Here is a 17,679-nt window from a genome sequence, read left to right on the forward strand (position 1 = left end):
GCCCATGTAGAAGTGCACGTTGCCGTATTCGGACGCGATCATCACGCCGGCGAGCGCCGCGAGCGCCGAGCCGATCATGAAGGTCGCCGAGATCACGAAGTTCGGGTTCACGCCCATCAGGCTCGCGGTGTTCGGGCTTTCCGCGATCGCGCGCATCGCGCGGCCGAGCTTGGTCTTGTGCACGAGCAGCAGCAGGCCGCCCATCACGAGGAACGCAACGGCGATGATCACGATTTCCGTCATCGAGATCACGGCGCCGGGCGTCGTGTCGGTCGCCTTGATCACGTTGATCGGGTCGGTCGGCAACAGCTGCGGGAACGGCATCGGGTTGCGCGACCAGATGATCATCGCGGCCGTCTGCAGCAGGATCGACACGCCGATCGCGGTGATCAGCGGGGCAAGGCGCGGCGCGCGGCGCAGCGGCCGGTACGCGACCCGCTCGATCGTGTAGCCCACGCACGCGCAGACGATCGCGGCAATGCCGAGGCCGATCGTCAGCGTCGCGATGTTGCCGAGCTGCGGGAAGTGGTTCTGCAGCACGGTGATCGCCGACAACGCAACCATCGCGCCGATCATCAGCACATCGCCGTGCGCGAAGTTGATGATGCCGAGAATGCCGTACACCATCGTGTAACCCAACGCGATGATGGCGTACACACTGCCGAGCACCAGCCCGTTGAGGATCTGCTGGACGAAGATATCCATTTAAAGCTCCTTGGCCCATGCTGCCGGAAGAGGCTTCGCCCCGCGGGTAAGCGAGGAATCACGTCGTCTCGGCGGCACTGCGAGTACTAGAAAAGACCGGTAAGGGTGGATCGTCCCGGCGTGCGCCGCCCGGCCTGTACGGCCGGACCTGCCGCCGGAGCGGATACAGAAACGGCACCGCACTGTTCCGGTGCCGTCACGAGTCCCGTCGCTACATCGTCACGACATCGAGGACGGTGTTCTTTGCCTCCTTGAAGTCGTAGAGCGTCATCGCCCGCTCTTTCGGATCGCCGTTCGGCGCGAATGCGATGTGACCGATCACCCCGCGGCAGTCGGTCGACGGCATCGCAGCCAGCCCCTTGGACGTGTCAGTCGAGTTGGCGCGCTTCATTGCATCGACGCTCACGTAGACCTCGTCATACGTGAACACCGCGTGAATCTGTCCGCCCGTGGCCTCGACGGTATTCGCGAATTCGTCTGCCAGGCCCTGCCCGTAGGCGGTCGCATCGTCGGCGACCGTAAAGCGCTTCGCGCGGAGCGCATGCAATGCGTGGTTCGCGAGCGCAGAGCCTTGCTGCGCATCGTTTGCGGCGACCCGTTCCAGCCGCACCGGACGACCATCGATCGTCAGGCCATGCGTGTTGATTTCGTCGATCGCCAAACCTGCCCCGTTCTCATTGTCCTTGCCAGGATGCGCAATGCTGCCCGTCAGCGGGGCGGCATGACCGATTCTGACGGCGCGCACGTCGCTGGCCAGCGGTGCCGCGGACGCCGCAGCCTCCCTGCCCGCCCCGTCGTCGCTCTTTTTGCTGCAGGCGGCAAGCATTGCAACCGCTGCGGCGACGGACTCGGCGTAAGCCAACTTCACATGCATCAAATAGGTCTCCCGCGCCTTGCCAAAATCCGGTTTCACGACCGCTCAGGCATGAAAACGGGCGAATTGTAACTCCATTTATAGGACGCCAATATTCCTGATTTGATGGGGTTTTCCTGCATTGCAACCAATTTTGAGACACAGGTCAGGCCGCGAATAGCAACCCGGTTGCACCATCATTGGGAAAGTTGGTTGCAACTGCAATCGCGAAGTGCAAAAAAAAGCGCGCCCTGGGGGCGCGCTTCGGTGTAGCTCTGGGGTCGTTCAGGATCCGTCGGCAGGCGGCAGGTTCAGGCCGCGCGGCAGCGGGAACGACACGTTCTCCTCGATCCCGTCGAGCGCGCGCACATTGCGCACGCCGAGTTCGCGCAGACGCGCGATGACCGCCTGCGCGAGCACCTCGGGCGCCGACGCGCCGGCCGTCACGCCGATGCGGCGCTTGCCCGCGACCCAAGCCGGATCGATCTGCTCGGGCGCATCGACCATGTATGCGGCGACGCCGCGCTTCTCGGCCACCTCGCGCAGGCGGCTCGAATTCGAGCTGTTGGGACTCCCGACGACGATCACGACATCGCACTGCGGCGCCATGAACTTCACCGCATCCTGACGGTTCTGCGTCGCATAGCAGATGTCCTGCTTCTTCGGCTCGCGGATCATCGGATACTTCGCCTTCAGCGCGGCGATGATCTCGGCCGCGTCGTCCACGGACAGCGTCGTCTGCGTGACGAGCGCGATGCGCTCCGGATCGGCGAGCTCGAGCTTCTGCACGTCCTCGACGCTCTCGACGAGATGCATGCCGCGCTCGACCTGGCCCATCGTCCCCTCGACTTCCGGGTGCCCCTTGTGCCCGATCATCACGATATCGACGCCATCCTGGCGCATCTTCGCGACTTCGACGTGCACCTTGGTGACCAGCGGGCACGTCGCGTCATAGATGCGCAGGCCGCGCACGCCAGCCTCGTCGCGCACCGCCTTCGACACGCCGTGCGCGCTGAAGATCACGGTGTTGCCGGACGGCACTTCCTCGAGCTCCTCGACGAAAATCGCGCCCTTCTTCTTCAGATCCTCGACCACGTACTTGTTGTGGACGATCTCATGGCGCACGTAGATCGGCGCGCCGTGCATCGCGATCGCGCGCTCGACGATCTCGATCGCGCGATCGACGCCCGCGCAGAAGCCGCGCGGCTGCGCCAGCAGGATTTCCGCGTCGGCGGCGACGGTCGGCCCGGACAGCGTATCGGTGGTGCTCATGATTACAGGATCCCGATGATTTTCACTTCGAACGTGAGCGCCTGGCCCGCGAGCGGATGATTGAAATCGAACAGCGCGGAGGTCTCGCCGATCTCCTTCAGCACGCCTGCATATCGGCCGCCGTCCGGCGCATTGAACTCGATCAGGTCGCCCGGCGTGAAATCGTCGCCGACCATGCCGTTCTCGCGCAGCGTCGCGAGCGTCACGCGCTGCAGCATGTCGGGATTTCGGGGACCGAACGCCTGTTCGGGCGCTAGCTGAAAAGTCGAATGGTCACCGACCCTGAGCCCGACCAGAATCTGTTCCAGCGAGGGCGCCAGTTGTCCCGCGCCGAGCAGAAGCGTTGCGGGTTTGTCGGAGAAGGTGTTGACGATGTCGGCGCCGTCGGCGAGGGCCAACCGGTAATGCAGCGTGACGTGCGAACCGGGCTTCACTTCGGATAGATCGATAAGGCTCATGAATGACTCGTTCAGTCGGCGCCCGAAACGGCCGAGAGGCCCAGCGCAAAACTCTTATTGTAAGTCACCTGAGCGCGCAAGGCGGAAAGTGCGACGACGGCGCGCAGGCCCCACAGCCGTCAATGGAGAATCAACGATGCCGCAACAATTCTTGTCATTGTTCGAATGCCGCGACGACGCGAGGCCCACGCCCGCTCCGTCCGGCCCGTCCGTTCAGCGCAAGCGCCGCACCGCGCGCGCAAAGGAAACGGGGCTGCCGCGCGAGCGCCTGCTCACGCGCGGGCCCGCCGCGCTGACCGACGACGAGCTGATCGCGCTGCTGCTCGGCACCGGCGTGCCCGGCCACAACGTGTTCGACAACGCCCGCGCGCTGCTCGCACAGTTCGGCGACTCGCTGCGCGGGCTGCTCGACGCGACGCCGGACGATTTCCGCGGCCGCCCGGGAATCGGCGACGCCCGCATCGCGCTGCTCTCGGCCGTTGCCGAGCTCGGGCGGCGCGCGCTCGCCGAAAAGGCGCGCGAGCGGTTGCTGATCGAGTCGCCCGGCGCAGTCGAGGATTTTCTGCGGCTCAAGATCGGCACGCGCCCGTATGAAGTGTTCGTCACGCTGTTTCTCGATGCCCGCCATTGCCTGATCGACACCGAGGAAAGCGCGCGCGGCTCGCTGACGCGGATGGCCGTCTACCCGCGCGAAATCGTGCGCCGCGCGCTGTCGCTGAATGCCGCTGCGCTGATCGTCGCGCACAACCACCCGTCCGGCGCCGTGCAGCCGAGCGCGGAAGACCGGCGCCTGACCCGCGTGCTGCGCGACGCGCTCGCACTCATCGATGTGCGGCTGCTCGACCACATCGTCGTCGGCGTGGGCGACACTTTCTCGTTCGCGGGCGCCGGTTGGCTGTAGACTGTGCGCCCGGCGAGCCGCCCCCGAGTGCGGTCAACAGCGCAGCGAAATTAGGTTTGATTTTTCTGAACTTTTTCTGCTAGAATCGCCGTCTGTCTTTTTTCCAACCAGTTCTAGCCATCGAAGGGCCTTGTCTGTAAGGGCTTGGGCGTTTTCGGAGTGCAGTCATGGATCACGTGTCTGCTCGATGGGAACCTTCAGCGGCGATCGAACCCCGAATTTAGCGTATTAGGAGTGCTCTCATGGCACGCGTATGCCAAGTAACTGGGAAAGCGCCGATGAGCGGCAACAACGTTTCCCACGCGAACAACAAGACCAAGCGTCGCTTCCTGCCGAACCTGCAAAACCGCCGGTTCTGGGTTGAAAGCGAAAACCGTTGGGTGCGCCTGCGCGTCTCGAACGCCGGCCTGCGCCTGATCGACAAGAACGGCATCGATTCCGTGCTCGCTGACCTGCGCGCACGCGGCGAAGCCTAAGCCCAAGGAGCAGAATCATGGCAAAAGGCGCACGCGACAAGATCAAGCTTGAGTCGACCGCTGGTACGGGTCACTTCTACACGACCACGAAGAACAAGCGCAACATGCCGGAAAAGATGGAGATCATGAAGTTCGATCCCGTCGTCCGCAAGCATGTGGCGTACAAGGAAACCAAGATCAAGTAATCTCCTGGTTCCTGCCAGCCTGACGATGACCAGAAAGCCCCGCAATCGCGGGGCTTTTTGTTTTGCGCGCACGCTCGGGCCCGACGCGGTATGCTCTCCCCTTTCCGCGGTTTTGCCGCCGGACACACAAGACCAAGAGTGCAATGACGGAGATGCAGCAATGAAATTCGACGTGGCGATCGTCGGCAGCGGCCTGGCCGGACTGTCGGTCGCGCTCAATCTGGCCAGCACGCGACGCGTCGCGCTGATCGCGAAGCGTACGATGATGGAGGGCGCGAGCGACAACGCGCAAGGCGGCATCGCCGCGGTGCTCGATTCCGCGGACAGCATCGAGAACCATGTCGACGACACGCTGGTCGCCGGCGGCGGCCTGTGCGACGAGGGCGCGACGCGCTATATCGTCGAGCACGGCCGCGAAGCGATCGAGTGGCTGATCTCGCAAGGCGTGCCCTTCACGAAGGACGACGCCGCCGAGCTCGGCTTCCACCTGACCCGCGAAGGCGGCCACAGCCATCGGCGCATCATCCACGCGGCCGACGCGACTGGCCATGCGGTGCTCGCGACGCTGTCCGAACGCGCGCGCCAGCACCCGAACATCACGTTCTTCGAGAATCACCACGCGATCGACCTGATCACGTCGGAGCGCCTCGGCCTGCCCGGCCGCCGCTGTCACGGCCTGTATGCGCTCGACGTCGAGAACGGCCGCACGATCACGATCGAGGCGCCGCACACGGTGCTCGCGACCGGCGGCGCAGGCAAGGTCTACCTGTACACGACGAACCCGGACACCGCGACCGGCGACGGCATCGCGATGGCGTGGCGCGCTGGCTGCCGGGTCGCGAACATGGAGTTCATCCAGTTCCACCCGACCTGCCTGTTCCATCCGTACGCGAAGTCGTTCCTGATTTCCGAGGCCGTGCGCGGCGAAGGCGGCCTGCTGAAGCTGCCGGACGGCACCCGCTTCATGCCCGCGCACGACCCGCGCGCGGAACTCGCGCCGCGCGACATCGTCGCGCGCGCGATCGACTTCGAGATCAAGAAGCGCGGGATCGACTGCGTGTATCTCGACATCAGCCATCAGCCGGAAGCGTTCCTGCGCGAGCATTTTCCGACGATCCACGCGCGCTGCCTCGAGTTCGGGATCGACATCGCGAAACAGCCGATTCCGGTCGTGCCGGCCGCGCACTACACGTGCGGCGGCGTCGTCACCGATCTCGCGGGCCGCACCGACCTCGCGGGCCTGTACGCGGTCGGCGAAACGTCATATACGGGGCTGCATGGCGCGAACCGCCTCGCAAGCAACTCGCTGCTCGAATGCCTCGTGATCGGCCGCGCGGCCGCCGAAGCGATCGAGACAGCCGGCTACGACGCCGAATCGGCCGGCAAGCTGCCCGCATGGGACGAGAGCCGCGTGTCCGACGCGGATGAGGAAGTCGTCGTTGCGCACAACTGGGACGAATTGCGGCGCCTGATGTGGAACTACGTCGGCATCGTGCGCACCGACAAGCGTCTCGAGCGTGCCCGACACCGGCTGTCGCTTCTGCGCGACGAAATCCAGGAGTATTACGCGAACTTCCGCGTGACCCGCGACCTGCTCGAACTGCGTAACCTCGTCGACGTCGCGACGCTGATCGTCAAGAGCGCGCAGTCGCGCCGCGAAAGCCGCGGGTTGCATTACAGCCGCGACTGGCCGCATGCGCTGCCGAAGGCATTGCCGAGCGTGCTGATGCCGAAAGCGCGCCGCTGACGTCGCGCGCGTCGGGCCGACGAAGCTGTCGAGCCCACGAAAAAAGCCGTTGGCGTTCGAGCGCCAACGGCTTTTTCATCTGCGGATTGCACCCCGCGATCAGTCGACGATTCGCATCGAATAGTCGGTCGCGCGCACGTCCTTCGTCAGCGCGCCGATCGAGATGCGGTCGACGCCGGTCTCGGCGATCGCGCGCACCGTATCGAAGTTGACGCCGCCCGACACTTCGAGCACCGCGTTGCCGTTCGCCACGCGCACCGCGTCGCGCATCATGTCGAGCGAGAAGTTGTCGAGCAGCACCGACTTCGCACCATGCGCGAGCGCCGTGTCGAGCTGCGCGAGCGTCTCGACCTCGACCTGCACCGGCACGCCCGCGTTCAGTGCGAACGCCGCGTCGAGCGCCTCGCCCACGCCACCCGCCGCCGCGATGTGGTTTTCCTTGATCAGGATGCCGTCGTACAGCGCGAGCCGCTGGTTCGCGCCGCCGCCGACCCGCACCGCGTACTTCTGCGCGAGCCGCAGGCCCGGCAGCGTCTTGCGCGTATCGAGGATCTTCGCGCGCGTGCCTTCGATCCGGTCGACGTAGCGCCGCGTTGCGGTCGCGACGCCCGACAGCAGTTGCAGGAAATTGAGCCCGTTGCGCTCCGCGGTCAGCAGCGCGCGGGCCGGCCCTTCGAGTTCGCAGACGGTCGAATCGGCCGTCATCAGGTCGCCTTCGCGGTAGTGCCAGCGCACGTCGATCGCCGGATCGATCCGGCGCATCACGGCGTCGAACCACGGCACACCGCACAGCACGGCCGCTTCGCGGACGATGATGCGGGCGCGGCGGCGCTCGTCGGCCGGCACGAGCCGCCCGGTCTGGTCGCCGGGGCCGACGTCCTCGGCCAGCGCATCGGCGACGTTGCGCGCGAGCGCGTCGTCGAACGCAACGCCGTACTGCTCGCGGATCGTCGCGTAGAGCGGGGAGACTGCGGACGGGGAGACTGCGGGCGAGGAAACTGCGCTGGTCATGCGGCCCCCACGTTCGCGAACAGTTGCTGGTCACGCTGCAAATCGCCGCTCGCCTGAACGCGCTTCTTGTGGGCCGCCGCGAAATCGAGCATCCGGTCGATCGGCAGGCGCGCGCGCTCGCCGATCGCCGGATCGACGAAGATCTCGTTGTGGCCGCGCTCGAGCACGTCCGCGAGGTTCGCGAGGCCGTTCATCGCCATCCACGGGCAGTGCGCGCAGCTCTTGCAGGTCGCGCTGTTGCCGGCCGTCGGCGCGGCGATGAAGGTCTTGCCGGGCGCAGCGAGCTGCATCTTGTGCAGGATGCCGAGATCGGTCGCGACGATGAAGCGCGTCGCGTCGAGCTTGACCGCGGCATCGATCAGTTGCGTCGTCGAGCCGACGACATCAGCCTGCGCGACGACGTTCTCCGGCGACTCCGGGTGGACGAGCACCTTCGCGTCCGGATACTCGGCGCGCAACAGGTCGAGCTCGATGCCCTTGAATTCGTCGTGCACGAGACACGAACCCTGCCACAGCAGCATGTCCGCGCCGGTCTTCTTCTGGATATAGCTGCCGAGATGACGGTCCGGCGCCCAGATGATCTTCTCGCCGCGCGCGTGCAGGTCGGCGATGATCTCGAGGCCGATCGACGACGTGACCATCCAGTCCGCGCGCGCCTTCACGGCGGCGCTGGTGTTCGCGTAGACGACGACGGTGCGGTCCGGGTGTGCATCGCAGAACGCGGAGAACTCGTCGACCGGGCAGCCGAGGTCGAGCGAGCAGGTCGCATCGAGATCCGGCATCAGGATCCGCTTGGTCGGGCTCAGGATCTTCGCGGTCTCGCCCATGAACCGGACGCCGGCGACGACGAGCGTCTGCGCGTCGTGGTCACGGCCGAAGCGGGCCATTTCGAGCGAATCGGCGACGCAGCCGCCCGTTTCGTCGGCAAGCTCCTGCAATTCGGCGTCCACGTAATAGTGCGCAACCAGCACCGCCTTCTCGCGCACGAGCAGCGCCTTGATGCGCGCCTTCAGCGCCGCGCGCTCCTCGGGGGACGGCGTTTCGGGCACTTTCGCCCATGCCTGCCCGATGCCGCAGGCAGCCCCTGCCGCAACCGGTCGGTCGTACTCGACGGGTTTGATCGTCGACTGCATCTCCATATCTCCTGTCGGTGAGAGTTAGTGCTTTAGCACTTACTCTCGCCCCATGCTTCGCGGTCGGTGAGAGTTAGTGCTTCAGCACTTACTCTCGCCCCATGCTTTACGCTCGCCCAAAAGAAAAAACCCCGCCAGCGCGGGGTTTGTGACGTCCTGAGATTCTAATCGATTTCGAATCAGGCGTAGCGGCGCAGGCGCGTCGCAAACTCCTGCAACGACTTGATGCCGCTTTGTTCGGCGCGATGGCACCAATCCTGCAATTGGGCCAGCAGCTGTTCGCGCGATGCGGTCGAACGATCCCAGATCGCGGCCAGATCCTTGCGCAGCTGGAAATACGTGTGCAGCTTCTGGCTGTTCGCGAAGATCTCCGGCAGCAGCTTCTTCTGCGGCTCGTCGAGGCCGTCCTCGTCCTTGTGGAACCACTTGCGCGCGCCGCGCATCAGCTGGTACTTGTCGCTCGAGCCGAGATCCTTCAGGCGCACGAGCTCCTGGCGGTACGCACGCTTGACGGCCTTGCCGTAACGCGCCATCACCTCGTAGCGGTTCGACAGCACGGCCTGCAGCGTTTCCTGGTCGAGCACCGTCTTCGGCTTGTTCAGGCGCGGCGTCGGCGCGACCTTCTTCACCTTTGCGAGACCGAACGCGGACATGATGCGGATGTACATCCAGCCGATGTCGAACTCGTACCACTTGTTCGACAGCTTCGCGGACGTCGCGAACGTGTGGTGGTTGTTGTGCAGTTCCTCGCCGCCGATCACGATGCCCCACGGGAACAGGTTCGTGCTCGCGTCGGCCGAGTTGAAGTTGCGGTAGCCCCAGAAGTGGCCGAAACCGTTGACGACGCCCGCCGCCCAGAACGGGATCCAGACCATCTGCACGGCCCACACGGTCAGGCCGACCACGCCGAACAGCGCGACGTCGATCACCAGCATCAGGCTGATGCCGAGGATCGGGTATTTCGAGTAGACGTTGCGCTCGACCCAGTCGTTCGGCGTGCCGTGCCCGAACTTGCGCATCGTTTCTTCGTTCTTCGCTTCCGCGCGATACAGCTCGGCGCCTTCGAGGAACACCTTCCAGATGCCGCGCGTCTGCGGGCTGTGCGGATCTTCCTCGGTTTCGCACTTCGCGTGGTGCTTGCGGTGGATCGCCGCCCACTGGCCGGTCAGCATGCCGGTCGTCATCCACAGCCACACGCGGAAGAAATGGCTGGCGATCGGATGCAGCTCCAGCGCGCGGTGCGCCTGGCAGCGGTGCAGGTAGACCGTCACGCCGATGATCGTGACATGCGTGACGGCGAGCGCGAACAGCACGATCTGCCACCACGAGAAATGCAGGAGCCCGTGGGAAAGAAAGTCGAGCAGGGAATTCAACAAGGCAGTTACCTGTGAGGTGAGCGACGTCGGTCACGCGCCGGCGTCAGAAAAATGAAAGCATACCGCGTAATCGACAGAAATTTTACTGCAACTGCTCCAAGTCTTTGTAAAAAATGAATATTTCTTGCCTTGAAGCAACGCCGGGAGTCCATCTGCGGACTCCCCGGAGCCGGCACTCCGCGCCTGGCCCGCTTACATGACTGGATGGCCGGCCGCGGCGCTGCCATCTGCCGGTTGCGCGGCGGCGAAGCCGTCCGGCAGGCCGACGACGCGCACTTCGCGCTGCGGGAACGGGATCGAGATCCTGTGCTCCGAAAAGAGCCGCCAGATGTTGCGGTTCACCGCCGAGCGCACGCCCGACGTGCCTTTCGCGGAATCCTCGATCCAGAAGCCGAGCTCCAGATCGATGCCGTCCGCGCCGAAATTCACCAGATACGGCGCCGGCGCGGGTTCCGCGAGCACGCGGGGCACGCCTTTCGCCGCGTCGGCCAGCACCGCGAGCGCGTGCTCGACGTCGCTCGTGTACGCGACCTGCACCGCGACCTTCGCGTAGCCGCGCGTCAGGTACGACGACTGGTTCTGCACGACGTCGGTGATCAGCTTCTCGTTCGGGATCAGCGTCTCGTTGCCGTCGAGGCCGCGCACGACCGTATAGCGCGTGCGGATCTGCGTGACGACGCCCTGCAGCCCGCCGACGCTGATCGCGTCGCCGAGCCGCAGCGACCGGTCGAGCAGGATGATGAAGCCCGACACGTAGTTGCTCGCGATCTTCTGCAGGCCGAAGCCGAGCCCGACGCCGAGCGCGCCGCCAAACACGCCGAGCACCGTCACGTCGATGCCGACGAGCGACAGGCCGATCAGCACCGCCGCGAACACGAGCAGCGCGCGGCCGACCCGCGACAGCACGACCTTCAGGTTCGCGTCGAGCGTGCTGGCGCGCGCGAGGCGCTCCTCGAGCACCGAGCCGAGCCACATCGCGACCATCAGCGTCACGCAGACCCACAGCGCGCCGGAGATCACCGACAGCAGCGTCAGGTGCGCGTTCGCGACGCGGAACTGCACGCTGTCGAGCCACTGCAGCACGTCGCGCTGGATGCCGAGCACCGTGAGCACCATCGCGGCCCACACGATGAACGACACGAGCCGCTCGACGATGGACAGCCACGCGTGCGTGTGGCCGTCGCGCGCAAACACGCGGCGCGCGAAGAAGAACAGCACGTAGATCAGCGCGATGCCGATCAGCGGCACGAGCGCGAGCGACAGCAGCGACGTCGACATGAACGGGTCGAACGCGAGCTGCGCGATCCCGACGAACACGCTGCCGAACAGCGGAAACAGCGCGCGCTTCAGGCTCTGCGCGCCGGCGCCGGGCGCGCGCCCGGCAGCCTGCCGGCGCGCGTCGATGCGGGCATGCACGAAGCGCGCGGCCAGCCACGCGAAACACAGCGTGCCGACCAGGATCGCCGCCTGCCAGATCATCACCGGCTGGTTGAAATCCTGGATCACCGACGCCAGCCGGCGCGACAGCAGGCGGTTCTGCATCATCGATCGAACCTGCCGTTACTGCGGCGCGCGGCGCTCGAGCACCGCGGCGAAGAAGCCGTCGGTCGCGTGACGATGCGGCCACAGCGACAGGTAGTCGCCCATGTCGAGCTCGATGCGCTGGTCGGCCAGCACCTTCTGCGCCGGCACCAGCACGAACTCCGGATGATCGGCGAGGAACTGCTCGACGATCGCCTCGTTTTCCGCGTGGAGCACGCTGCAGGTCGCATAGACGAGCCGCCCGCCCTTCTTCACGAGACGCGCCGCGCTCGCGAGGATCGACGCCTGCTTCGGCGTGAGCTCGTCGATCGATGCGCGCGACTGGCGCCACTTCAGGTCCGGATTGCGGCGCAGCGTGCCGAGGCCGCTGCACGGCGCGTCGACCAGCACGCGGTCGATCTTGCCGGCGAGCCGCTTGATCTTCGCGTCGTGCTCGCTGTCGATCAGCACCGGGTTCACGTTCGACAGCCCGCTGCGCGCAAGGCGCGGCTTCAGCTTCGCGAGCCGCTTCTCGGACACGTCGAACGCGTACAGCCGCCCGGTCGAGCGCATCATCGCGCCGAGCGCGAGCGTCTTGCCGCCCGCGCCCGCGCAGAAATCGACGACCATCTCGCCGCGACGCGGCGCGACGAGCGAGCACAGCAGCTGGCTGCCCTCGTCCTGCACCTCGATCTGGCCTTCCTCGAACAGCTTGAGCTTCGTGAGCGCCGGCTTGCCGACGACCCGCACGCCGTACGGCGCGAACGGCATCGCGCCGGCGTCGATGCCGTTCGCGCGCAATGCGTCGATCACCTGGTCGCGCGTCGCCTTCTGCGCGTTCGCGCGCAGGTCGAGCGGCGCCGGGTAGTTCAGCGCGGCCGCGAGCTGCGCGAGCTCGTCGGCGTCGAACCGGGCCGACAGCGCCTGCTGGATCCAGTCGGGCAGGTTCGTGCGGATGCGCACCGGCAGGCTCGCCGGGTCGATCTTCGACACGTGCTCGAGCCATGCGGCCTCGGCGGGCGACACGAACGGCTTCAGCGCGTTGCGGCCCATCGTCTGCATCAGGCCGAGCAGCGTCAGGCGCCGCGCGGGGCTGCCCGTGCCGCTCTCGGCGAGGTGCGCGAACTCCATCTTCCGGCGCAGCACCGCGAACACGGCTTCGGCGATCACGCCGCGCTCGGCATGCCCGAGCTTCGGGTGCGCGCGGAAGAACCGGCTCGTCGTCGCGTCGGCGGGGCCGGCGAATTTCAGCACTTCGGTCAGCAAAGTCTCGGTCTGGCCGATCAGGAATCCGTGCAGCTTCATACGCCCTCACTCGTTTCGGGTTGCGGTTGATCCGCGAAAATCCAGCGCGCCTCTTCCGGCGCCACGACCGCACGGCCGTTCTCGAGACGCAGGCGCCCCTCGACGAACCAGCGCACCACGCGCGGATACAGCACGTGCTCGACCGTCAGCACGCGCTGCGCCAGCGCGGCCGCGTCGTCGCCCGCGCGCACGGGCACCGCGCCCTGCGCGACGATCGCGCCGCTGTCGAGTTCGGGAATGACGAAATGCACGGTCGCGCCATGCAGCGCGACGCCCGCATCCAGCGCCTGCTGGTGCGTGTGGATGCCCTTGAAGCTCGGCAGCAGCGACGGATGGACGTTCAGCAGCCGGCCTTCGTATTGTCTGACGAATGCGGGCGTCAGGATGCGCATGAAGCCCGCGAGCACCACGAGATCGGGCGCGAAGCGGTCGATCTCGGCGGCGAGCGCCGCATCGAAGCTGTCGCGGCCGTCGAACGACCGATGGTCGACTACCGCGGTCGCAACCCCGTGCGACGCCGCGAAGGCGAGACCGGCCGCGTCAGGCCGGTTGGCGATCACGGCGGCAACTTGGGCCGGCCACCGCTCCTGCGCGCACGCGCGGACGATGGCTTCCATGTTGCTGCCGCGACCGGAAATCAAGATGACGAGTTTTTTCATCCGCGAATTTTACCATTCGGCCTCCCGTTTCCCGCCTCCTGAGCCGCCTGCCCGCCCGAACGTTTATAATCTTCTGCTTTGCGGCATCCATCCGCCCATTCCCCCGACGCTGCTTCCGCTATCGTGAAAGTCTTCCGCGGCCTGCCCAACGCCGAAAGCCGCGCCCCGTGCGCGCTGACGATCGGCAACTTCGACGGTGTCCACCGCGGCCACCAGGCGCTGCTCGCGCGCGTGCGCGCGGCAGCGGACGCGCGCGGCCTGCCCGTCTGCGTGATGACCTTCGAGCCGCACCCGCGGGAATTCTTCAATCCCGCCGGCGCGCCGCCGCGCATCGCGATGCTGCGCGACAAGCTCGAGGCGCTGCGCGAGAACGGCGTCGACCGGGTGGTCGTCGAGCACTTCAACCATACGTTCGCGAGCCAGTCGCCGGAGGCGTTCGTCGAGCGCACCCTCGTGGGCGGGCTGCATACGCGCTGGATGATGGTCGGCGACGATTTCTGCTACGGCGCGAAGCGCGCGGGCACGTTCGCGTCGCTGAAGGCGGCCGGCGAGCAGTACGGCTTCGAGGTCGAGCAGATGGGCACAGTCGCCGGCAGCGACGGCACGCGCATCTCCAGCTCCGGCGTACGTGCCGCGCTCGCAGCCGGCGATCTCGGGGCCGCCGCGCAGGCGCTCGGCCACGGCTACGCGATCAGCGGCCACGTCACGCACGGGCTGAAGCTCGGCCGCGACCTCGGCTTCCCGACGCTGAACCTGCCAATCGCGCACAAGCGGCCGGCGCTGATGGGGATCTTCGTCGTCCAGGTCCACGGCCTCGCCGACACCCCGCTGCCCGGCGTCGCGAGCCTCGGGCTGCGCCCGACCGTCGTCGATTCGGGCCGCGTGCTGCTCGAAGTCCACCTGCTCGACTGGCACGGCGACGCGTACGGCAAGCTCGTGCGCGTCGAATTCCTGCAGAAGCTGCGCGACGAGGCGAAATTCGACGATCTCGAGGCGCTGTCGCGCGCGATCGCGCAGGACGTCGCGAACGCGCGCGCGTACTTCGCGGCGCACGGCCACGCGCCCGGCAGCCGCACGACCGGCTTCTCGACGTCGGCCACCGACCGAATTAGCTGACCCCGGCTCGCGGCGCTGTGCGCCGCATCCCGGCGCCGCCGATGTGCGCAGGCACCCGCACTCACCCGCGCTCACCCGATTCACGACGCACGAGCGTCCCCCGATTTGATAGCGATCTCATCATGAGCAACAAGAAAGCCGATTCGAAACCGCAGGCCAAGTATCCGGTCAACCTGCTCGACACGCCGTTCCCGATGCGCGGCGACCTGCCGAAGCGCGAGCCGCAGTGGGTCAAGGAATGGGAAGAGCGCGGCCTCTACGAGAAGATCCGCGCGGCCAGCAAGGGCCGGCCGAAGTTCATCCTGCATGACGGCCCGCCGTATGCGAACGGCGACATCCACCTCGGCCACGCGGTGAACAAGATCCTGAAGGACATCGTCGTCAAGTCGCGCAACATGGCGGGCTTCGACGCGCCGTACGTGCCGGGCTGGGATTGCCACGGGATGCCGATCGAGATCCAGATCGAGAAGCAGTTCGGCAAGTCGCTGCCGGCGGCCGAAGTGATGACCAAGGCGCGCGCGTACGCGACCGAGCAGATCGAGAAGCAGAAGCTCGGCTTCAAGCGGCTCGGCGTGCTGGGCGACTGGGCGAACCCGTACAAGACGATGAACTTCGCGAACGAGGCCGGCGAGATCCGCGCGCTCGGCAAGATCATCGAGAAGGGCTTCGTCTATCGCGGCCTGAAGCCGGTGAACTGGTGCTTCGACTGCGGCTCGGCGCTCGCCGAGGCGGAAGTCGAGTACAAGGACCGCACCGACCCGACGATCGACGTGATGTTCCCGTTCGCGGAGCCGGAAAAAACCGCGCAGGCGTTCGGCCTGCCGGCGCTGCCGCGCGCCGACGGCGGCATCGTGATCTGGACTACCACGCCGTGGACGATCCCGGCGAACCAGGCGCTGAACCTGCATCCGGAGATCGTCTACGCACTCGTCGACACCGAGCGCGGGCTGCTGATCATCGCGGAAGAGCGCGTCGCCGCGTGCATGGAAGATTTCAAGCTGACCGGCAGCGTCGTCGCGACGACGCGCGGCGAGAACCTCGTCAACCTGCGCTTCAACCACCCGCTCGCGGCGGCCCACCCCGGCTACAAGCGCACGTCGCCCGTCTATCTCGGCGACTACGTGACGACCGACACCGGCACCGGCGTCGTGCACTCGTCGCCCGCGTACGGCGTCGAGGACTTCGTGTCCTGCAAGTCGCACGGGATGACCGACTCGGACATCATCAACCCGGTGATGGGCGACGGCCGCTACATCGAATCGCTGCCGCTGTTCGGCGGGCTGTCGATCTGGGACGCGAACCCGAAGGTCGTCGACGCGCTGAACGCGGCCGGCACGCTGCTGCGCAACGAGAAGTACACGCACAGCTACATGCACTGCTGGCGTCACAAGACGCCGATCATCTACCGCGCGACGTCGCAGTGGTTCGCCGGCATGGACGTGACGCCGCGCGACGGCGGCGCGACGCTGCGCGAAACCGCGCTCGCAGGTGTCGACGCGACCGCGTTCTACCCGTCGTGGGGCAAGCAGCGCCTGCACAGCATGATCGAGAACCGTCCGGACTGGACGCTGTCGCGCCAGCGCCAGTGGGGCGTGCCGATGGCGTTCTTCGTGCACAAGGAAACCGGCGAGCTGCATCCGCGCACGCTGGAGCTGCTGGAAGAAGTCGCGAAGCGCGTCGAGCAGTCGGGCATCGAGGCCTGGCAGTCGCTCGATCCGCGCGAGCTGATCGGCGACGACGCGAACATGTACGAGAAGAACCGCGACACGCTCGACGTGTGGTTCGATTCGGGCACGACGCACTGGCACGTGCTGCGCGGCTCGCACAACGACGACCTGCAGTTCCCGGCCGACCTGTATCTCGAAGGCTCGGACCAGCACCGCGGCTGGTTCCACTCGTCGCTGCTGACCGCGTCGATGCTCGACGGCTGCGCGCCGTACAAGGGCCTGCTCACGCACGGCTTCACGGTCGACGGCGAAGGCCGCAAGATGAGCAAGTCGCTCGGCAACGGCATCGATCCGCATGAAGTCGCGAACCGCCTCGGCGCGGAAATCATCCGCCTGTGGATCGCGTCGACCGACTACTCGGGCGAGCTCGCGATCTCCGAAGAGATCCTGAAGCGCGTGACGGAAGGCTATCGCCGCATCCGCAACACGCTGCGCTTCCTGCTCGCGAACCTGTCCGACTTCGACTACGCGCAGCACGCGTTGCCGGTCGGCGAGTGGCTCGAGATCGACCGCTACGCGGTCGCGTTCTCCGCGCAGCTGCAGACCGAGCTGCTCGCGCACTACGAGAAGTACGAGTTCCACCCGATCGTCGCGAAGCTGCAGACGTACTGCTCGGAAGATCTCGGCGGCTTCTACCTCGACGTGCTGAAGGACCGCCTGTACACGAGCGCGCCGGATTCGAAGGCCCGCCGCTCCGCGCAGACGGCGCTCCATCACCTCACGCAAGGCCTGCTGCGCGTGCTCGCGCCGTTCCTGTCGTTCACGGCCGAGGAAGCGTGGAAGGTGTTCCAGCCGGCCAGCGACACGATCCTCACGGAAACGTACTACGCGTATCCGGACGTCGCCGGCGCCGATGCGCTGATCGCGAAGTGGACGCTGTTGCGCGACGTGCGCGGCAACGTCACGAAGGCGCTCGAGGAAGCGCGCACCGCGAACCGCATCGGCTCGTCGCTGCAGGCGGAAGTCACGGTGCAAGCGAGCGGCGCACGCTACGACGCGCTGACGAGTCTCGCGGACGACCTGAAGTTCGTGCTGATCACGTCGGCCGCGACGGTCGTCAAGGTCGACGACGAAGCGCAGGAAGGCGTCGACGTGGCCGCGTCGAAATACCAGAAGTGCGAACGCTGCTGGCACTACCGCGACGATGTCGGCGCACACGCCGATCACCCGACGCTGTGCGGCCGCTGCTTCTCGAACCTGTTTGAAAACGGCGAAACCCGGAGCGCTGCGTAAA

The 17,679-nt window shown here is 66.4% G+C and carries 16 protein-coding genes; 6 read left to right on the top strand and 10 right to left on the bottom strand.

All coding sequences use genetic code 11. The annotated features are described in order from the left end of the window. The 4 genes from G3N94_RS26855 to G3N94_RS26870 all read right to left on the bottom strand — a co-directional run. Positions 1 to 705, bottom strand: a 705-nt coding sequence (locus G3N94_RS26855; protein ID WP_205795566.1) for a branched-chain amino acid ABC transporter permease, incomplete at its 3' end; no start/stop codon positions are given. A gap of 211 nt (positions 706 to 916) precedes the next feature. Further along, complete coding sequence (locus G3N94_RS26860; protein ID WP_205795584.1) at positions 917 to 1,579, bottom strand: amino acid-binding protein; 663 nt, start codon at positions 1,577 to 1,579, stop codon at positions 917 to 919. Positions 1,580 to 1,843: 264 nt separating this feature from the next. Next, positions 1,844 to 2,830 carry a 4-hydroxy-3-methylbut-2-enyl diphosphate reductase gene (gene ispH / locus G3N94_RS26865; protein ID WP_205795567.1) on the bottom strand — a complete coding sequence of 329 codons (987 nt, stop codon included), beginning with the start codon at positions 2,828 to 2,830 and terminating at the stop codon, positions 1,844 to 1,846. Between the two features lie 2 nt (positions 2,831 to 2,832). After that, the gene (locus G3N94_RS26870; RefSeq protein WP_124597807.1) at positions 2,833 to 3,288 is read right to left on the bottom strand and encodes a peptidylprolyl isomerase; all 456 of its coding nucleotides are present in this window, start codon (positions 3,286 to 3,288) and stop codon (positions 2,833 to 2,835) included. Positions 3,289 to 3,424: 136 nt separating this feature from the next. Between G3N94_RS26870 and radC the strand changes: the two genes are divergently transcribed. The 4 genes from radC (at position 3,425) to nadB (ending at position 6,597) form a co-directional block, all read left to right on the top strand. Next, on the top strand, positions 3,425 to 4,189 hold the full coding sequence (radC, locus tag G3N94_RS26875) for a DNA repair protein RadC (protein ID WP_205795568.1): 765 nt from the start codon (positions 3,425 to 3,427) through the stop codon (positions 4,187 to 4,189). Positions 4,190 to 4,431: 242 nt separating this feature from the next. Next, a complete protein-coding gene (rpmB, locus tag G3N94_RS26880) occupies positions 4,432 to 4,665 on the top strand; it encodes a 50S ribosomal protein L28 (RefSeq protein ID WP_004186391.1) in 234 nt (77 codons plus the stop codon). 17 nt (positions 4,666 to 4,682) lie between these two features. Beyond that, positions 4,683 to 4,850, top strand: a complete 168-nt coding sequence (gene rpmG, locus G3N94_RS26885) for a 50S ribosomal protein L33 (RefSeq protein ID WP_007586229.1) — start codon at positions 4,683 to 4,685, stop codon at positions 4,848 to 4,850. 160 nt (positions 4,851 to 5,010) lie between these two features. Further along, entirely contained in the window at positions 5,011 to 6,597 is a 1,587-nt protein-coding gene (gene nadB, locus G3N94_RS26890) for an L-aspartate oxidase (RefSeq protein ID WP_205795569.1), read from the top strand. 99 nt (positions 6,598 to 6,696) lie between these two features. Here the strand turns inward: nadB and nadC are convergent, their stop codons facing one another. From nadC to purN, 6 genes are all read right to left on the bottom strand, one after another. After that, positions 6,697 to 7,608, bottom strand: a complete 912-nt coding sequence (gene nadC, locus G3N94_RS26895; protein ID WP_205795570.1) for a carboxylating nicotinate-nucleotide diphosphorylase — start codon at positions 7,606 to 7,608, stop codon at positions 6,697 to 6,699. After that, positions 7,605 to 8,741 (bottom strand): quinolinate synthase NadA, encoded by a 1,137-nt coding sequence (gene nadA, locus G3N94_RS26900; protein ID WP_205795571.1) that lies wholly within the window; start codon positions 8,739 to 8,741, stop codon positions 7,605 to 7,607. Before nadA ends, nadC begins: the two co-directional genes overlap by 4 nt. A gap of 179 nt (positions 8,742 to 8,920) precedes the next feature. Next, positions 8,921 to 10,117: an acyl-CoA desaturase gene (locus G3N94_RS26905; protein WP_205795572.1), complete on the bottom strand. Its 1,197-nt coding sequence runs from the start codon at positions 10,115 to 10,117 to the stop codon at positions 8,921 to 8,923. 192 nt (positions 10,118 to 10,309) lie between these two features. Beyond that, positions 10,310 to 11,662, bottom strand: a complete 1,353-nt coding sequence (locus tag G3N94_RS26910) for a mechanosensitive ion channel domain-containing protein (protein ID WP_205795573.1) — start codon at positions 11,660 to 11,662, stop codon at positions 10,310 to 10,312. A gap of 15 nt (positions 11,663 to 11,677) precedes the next feature. After that, positions 11,678 to 12,943 carry an RsmB/NOP family class I SAM-dependent RNA methyltransferase gene (locus G3N94_RS26915; protein ID WP_205795574.1) on the bottom strand — a complete coding sequence of 422 codons (1,266 nt, stop codon included), beginning with the start codon at positions 12,941 to 12,943 and terminating at the stop codon, positions 11,678 to 11,680. Next, positions 12,940 to 13,602: a phosphoribosylglycinamide formyltransferase gene (purN, locus tag G3N94_RS26920; protein WP_205795575.1), complete on the bottom strand. Its 663-nt coding sequence runs from the start codon at positions 13,600 to 13,602 to the stop codon at positions 12,940 to 12,942. Before purN ends, G3N94_RS26915 begins: the two co-directional genes overlap by 4 nt. Before the next feature lie 123 nt (positions 13,603 to 13,725). On the opposite strand from purN, the gene G3N94_RS26925 reads away from it, so the two are divergent. Both G3N94_RS26925 and ileS read left to right on the top strand, forming a co-directional pair. Next, entirely contained in the window at positions 13,726 to 14,718 is a 993-nt protein-coding gene (locus tag G3N94_RS26925) for a bifunctional riboflavin kinase/FAD synthetase (RefSeq protein ID WP_205795576.1), read from the top strand. A 122-nt stretch (positions 14,719 to 14,840) separates the two neighbouring features. After that, the gene (gene ileS, locus G3N94_RS26930) at positions 14,841 to 17,678 is read left to right on the top strand and encodes an isoleucine--tRNA ligase (RefSeq protein WP_205795577.1); all 2,838 of its coding nucleotides are present in this window, start codon (positions 14,841 to 14,843) and stop codon (positions 17,676 to 17,678) included. The last annotated feature ends 1 nt before the right edge of the window (position 17,679 follow it).

This window comes from Burkholderia sp. Ac-20353, assembly GCF_017104785.1.
Taxonomy (GTDB): Bacteria; Pseudomonadota; Gammaproteobacteria; order Burkholderiales; family Burkholderiaceae; genus Burkholderia.

What these genes read in the sequence shown, in the direction of transcription:
- G3N94_RS26860 (WP_205795584.1), bottom strand. Translation starts at nt 1,579, where the DNA reads ATGCATGTGAAGTTGGCTTACGCCGAGTCCGTCGCCGCAGCGGTTGCA.
- ispH (WP_205795567.1), bottom strand. Translation starts at nt 2,830, where the DNA reads ATGAGCACCACCGATACGCTGTCCGGGCCGACCGTCGCCGCCGACGCG.
- G3N94_RS26870 (WP_124597807.1), bottom strand. Translation starts at nt 3,288, where the DNA reads ATGAGCCTTATCGATCTATCCGAAGTGAAGCCCGGTTCGCACGTCACG.
- radC (WP_205795568.1), top strand. Translation starts at nt 3,425, where the DNA reads ATGCCGCAACAATTCTTGTCATTGTTCGAATGCCGCGACGACGCGAGG.
- rpmB (WP_004186391.1), top strand. Translation starts at nt 4,432, where the DNA reads ATGGCACGCGTATGCCAAGTAACTGGGAAAGCGCCGATGAGCGGCAAC.
- rpmG (WP_007586229.1), top strand. Translation starts at nt 4,683, where the DNA reads ATGGCAAAAGGCGCACGCGACAAGATCAAGCTTGAGTCGACCGCTGGT.
- nadB (WP_205795569.1), top strand. Translation starts at nt 5,011, where the DNA reads ATGAAATTCGACGTGGCGATCGTCGGCAGCGGCCTGGCCGGACTGTCG.
- nadC (WP_205795570.1), bottom strand. Translation starts at nt 7,608, where the DNA reads ATGACCAGCGCAGTTTCCTCGCCCGCAGTCTCCCCGTCCGCAGTCTCC.
- nadA (WP_205795571.1), bottom strand. Translation starts at nt 8,741, where the DNA reads ATGCAGTCGACGATCAAACCCGTCGAGTACGACCGACCGGTTGCGGCA.
- G3N94_RS26910 (WP_205795573.1), bottom strand. Translation starts at nt 11,662, where the DNA reads ATGATGCAGAACCGCCTGCTGTCGCGCCGGCTGGCGTCGGTGATCCAG.
- G3N94_RS26915 (WP_205795574.1), bottom strand. Translation starts at nt 12,943, where the DNA reads ATGAAGCTGCACGGATTCCTGATCGGCCAGACCGAGACTTTGCTGACC.
- purN (WP_205795575.1), bottom strand. Translation starts at nt 13,602, where the DNA reads ATGAAAAAACTCGTCATCTTGATTTCCGGTCGCGGCAGCAACATGGAA.
- ileS (WP_205795577.1), top strand. Translation starts at nt 14,841, where the DNA reads ATGAGCAACAAGAAAGCCGATTCGAAACCGCAGGCCAAGTATCCGGTC.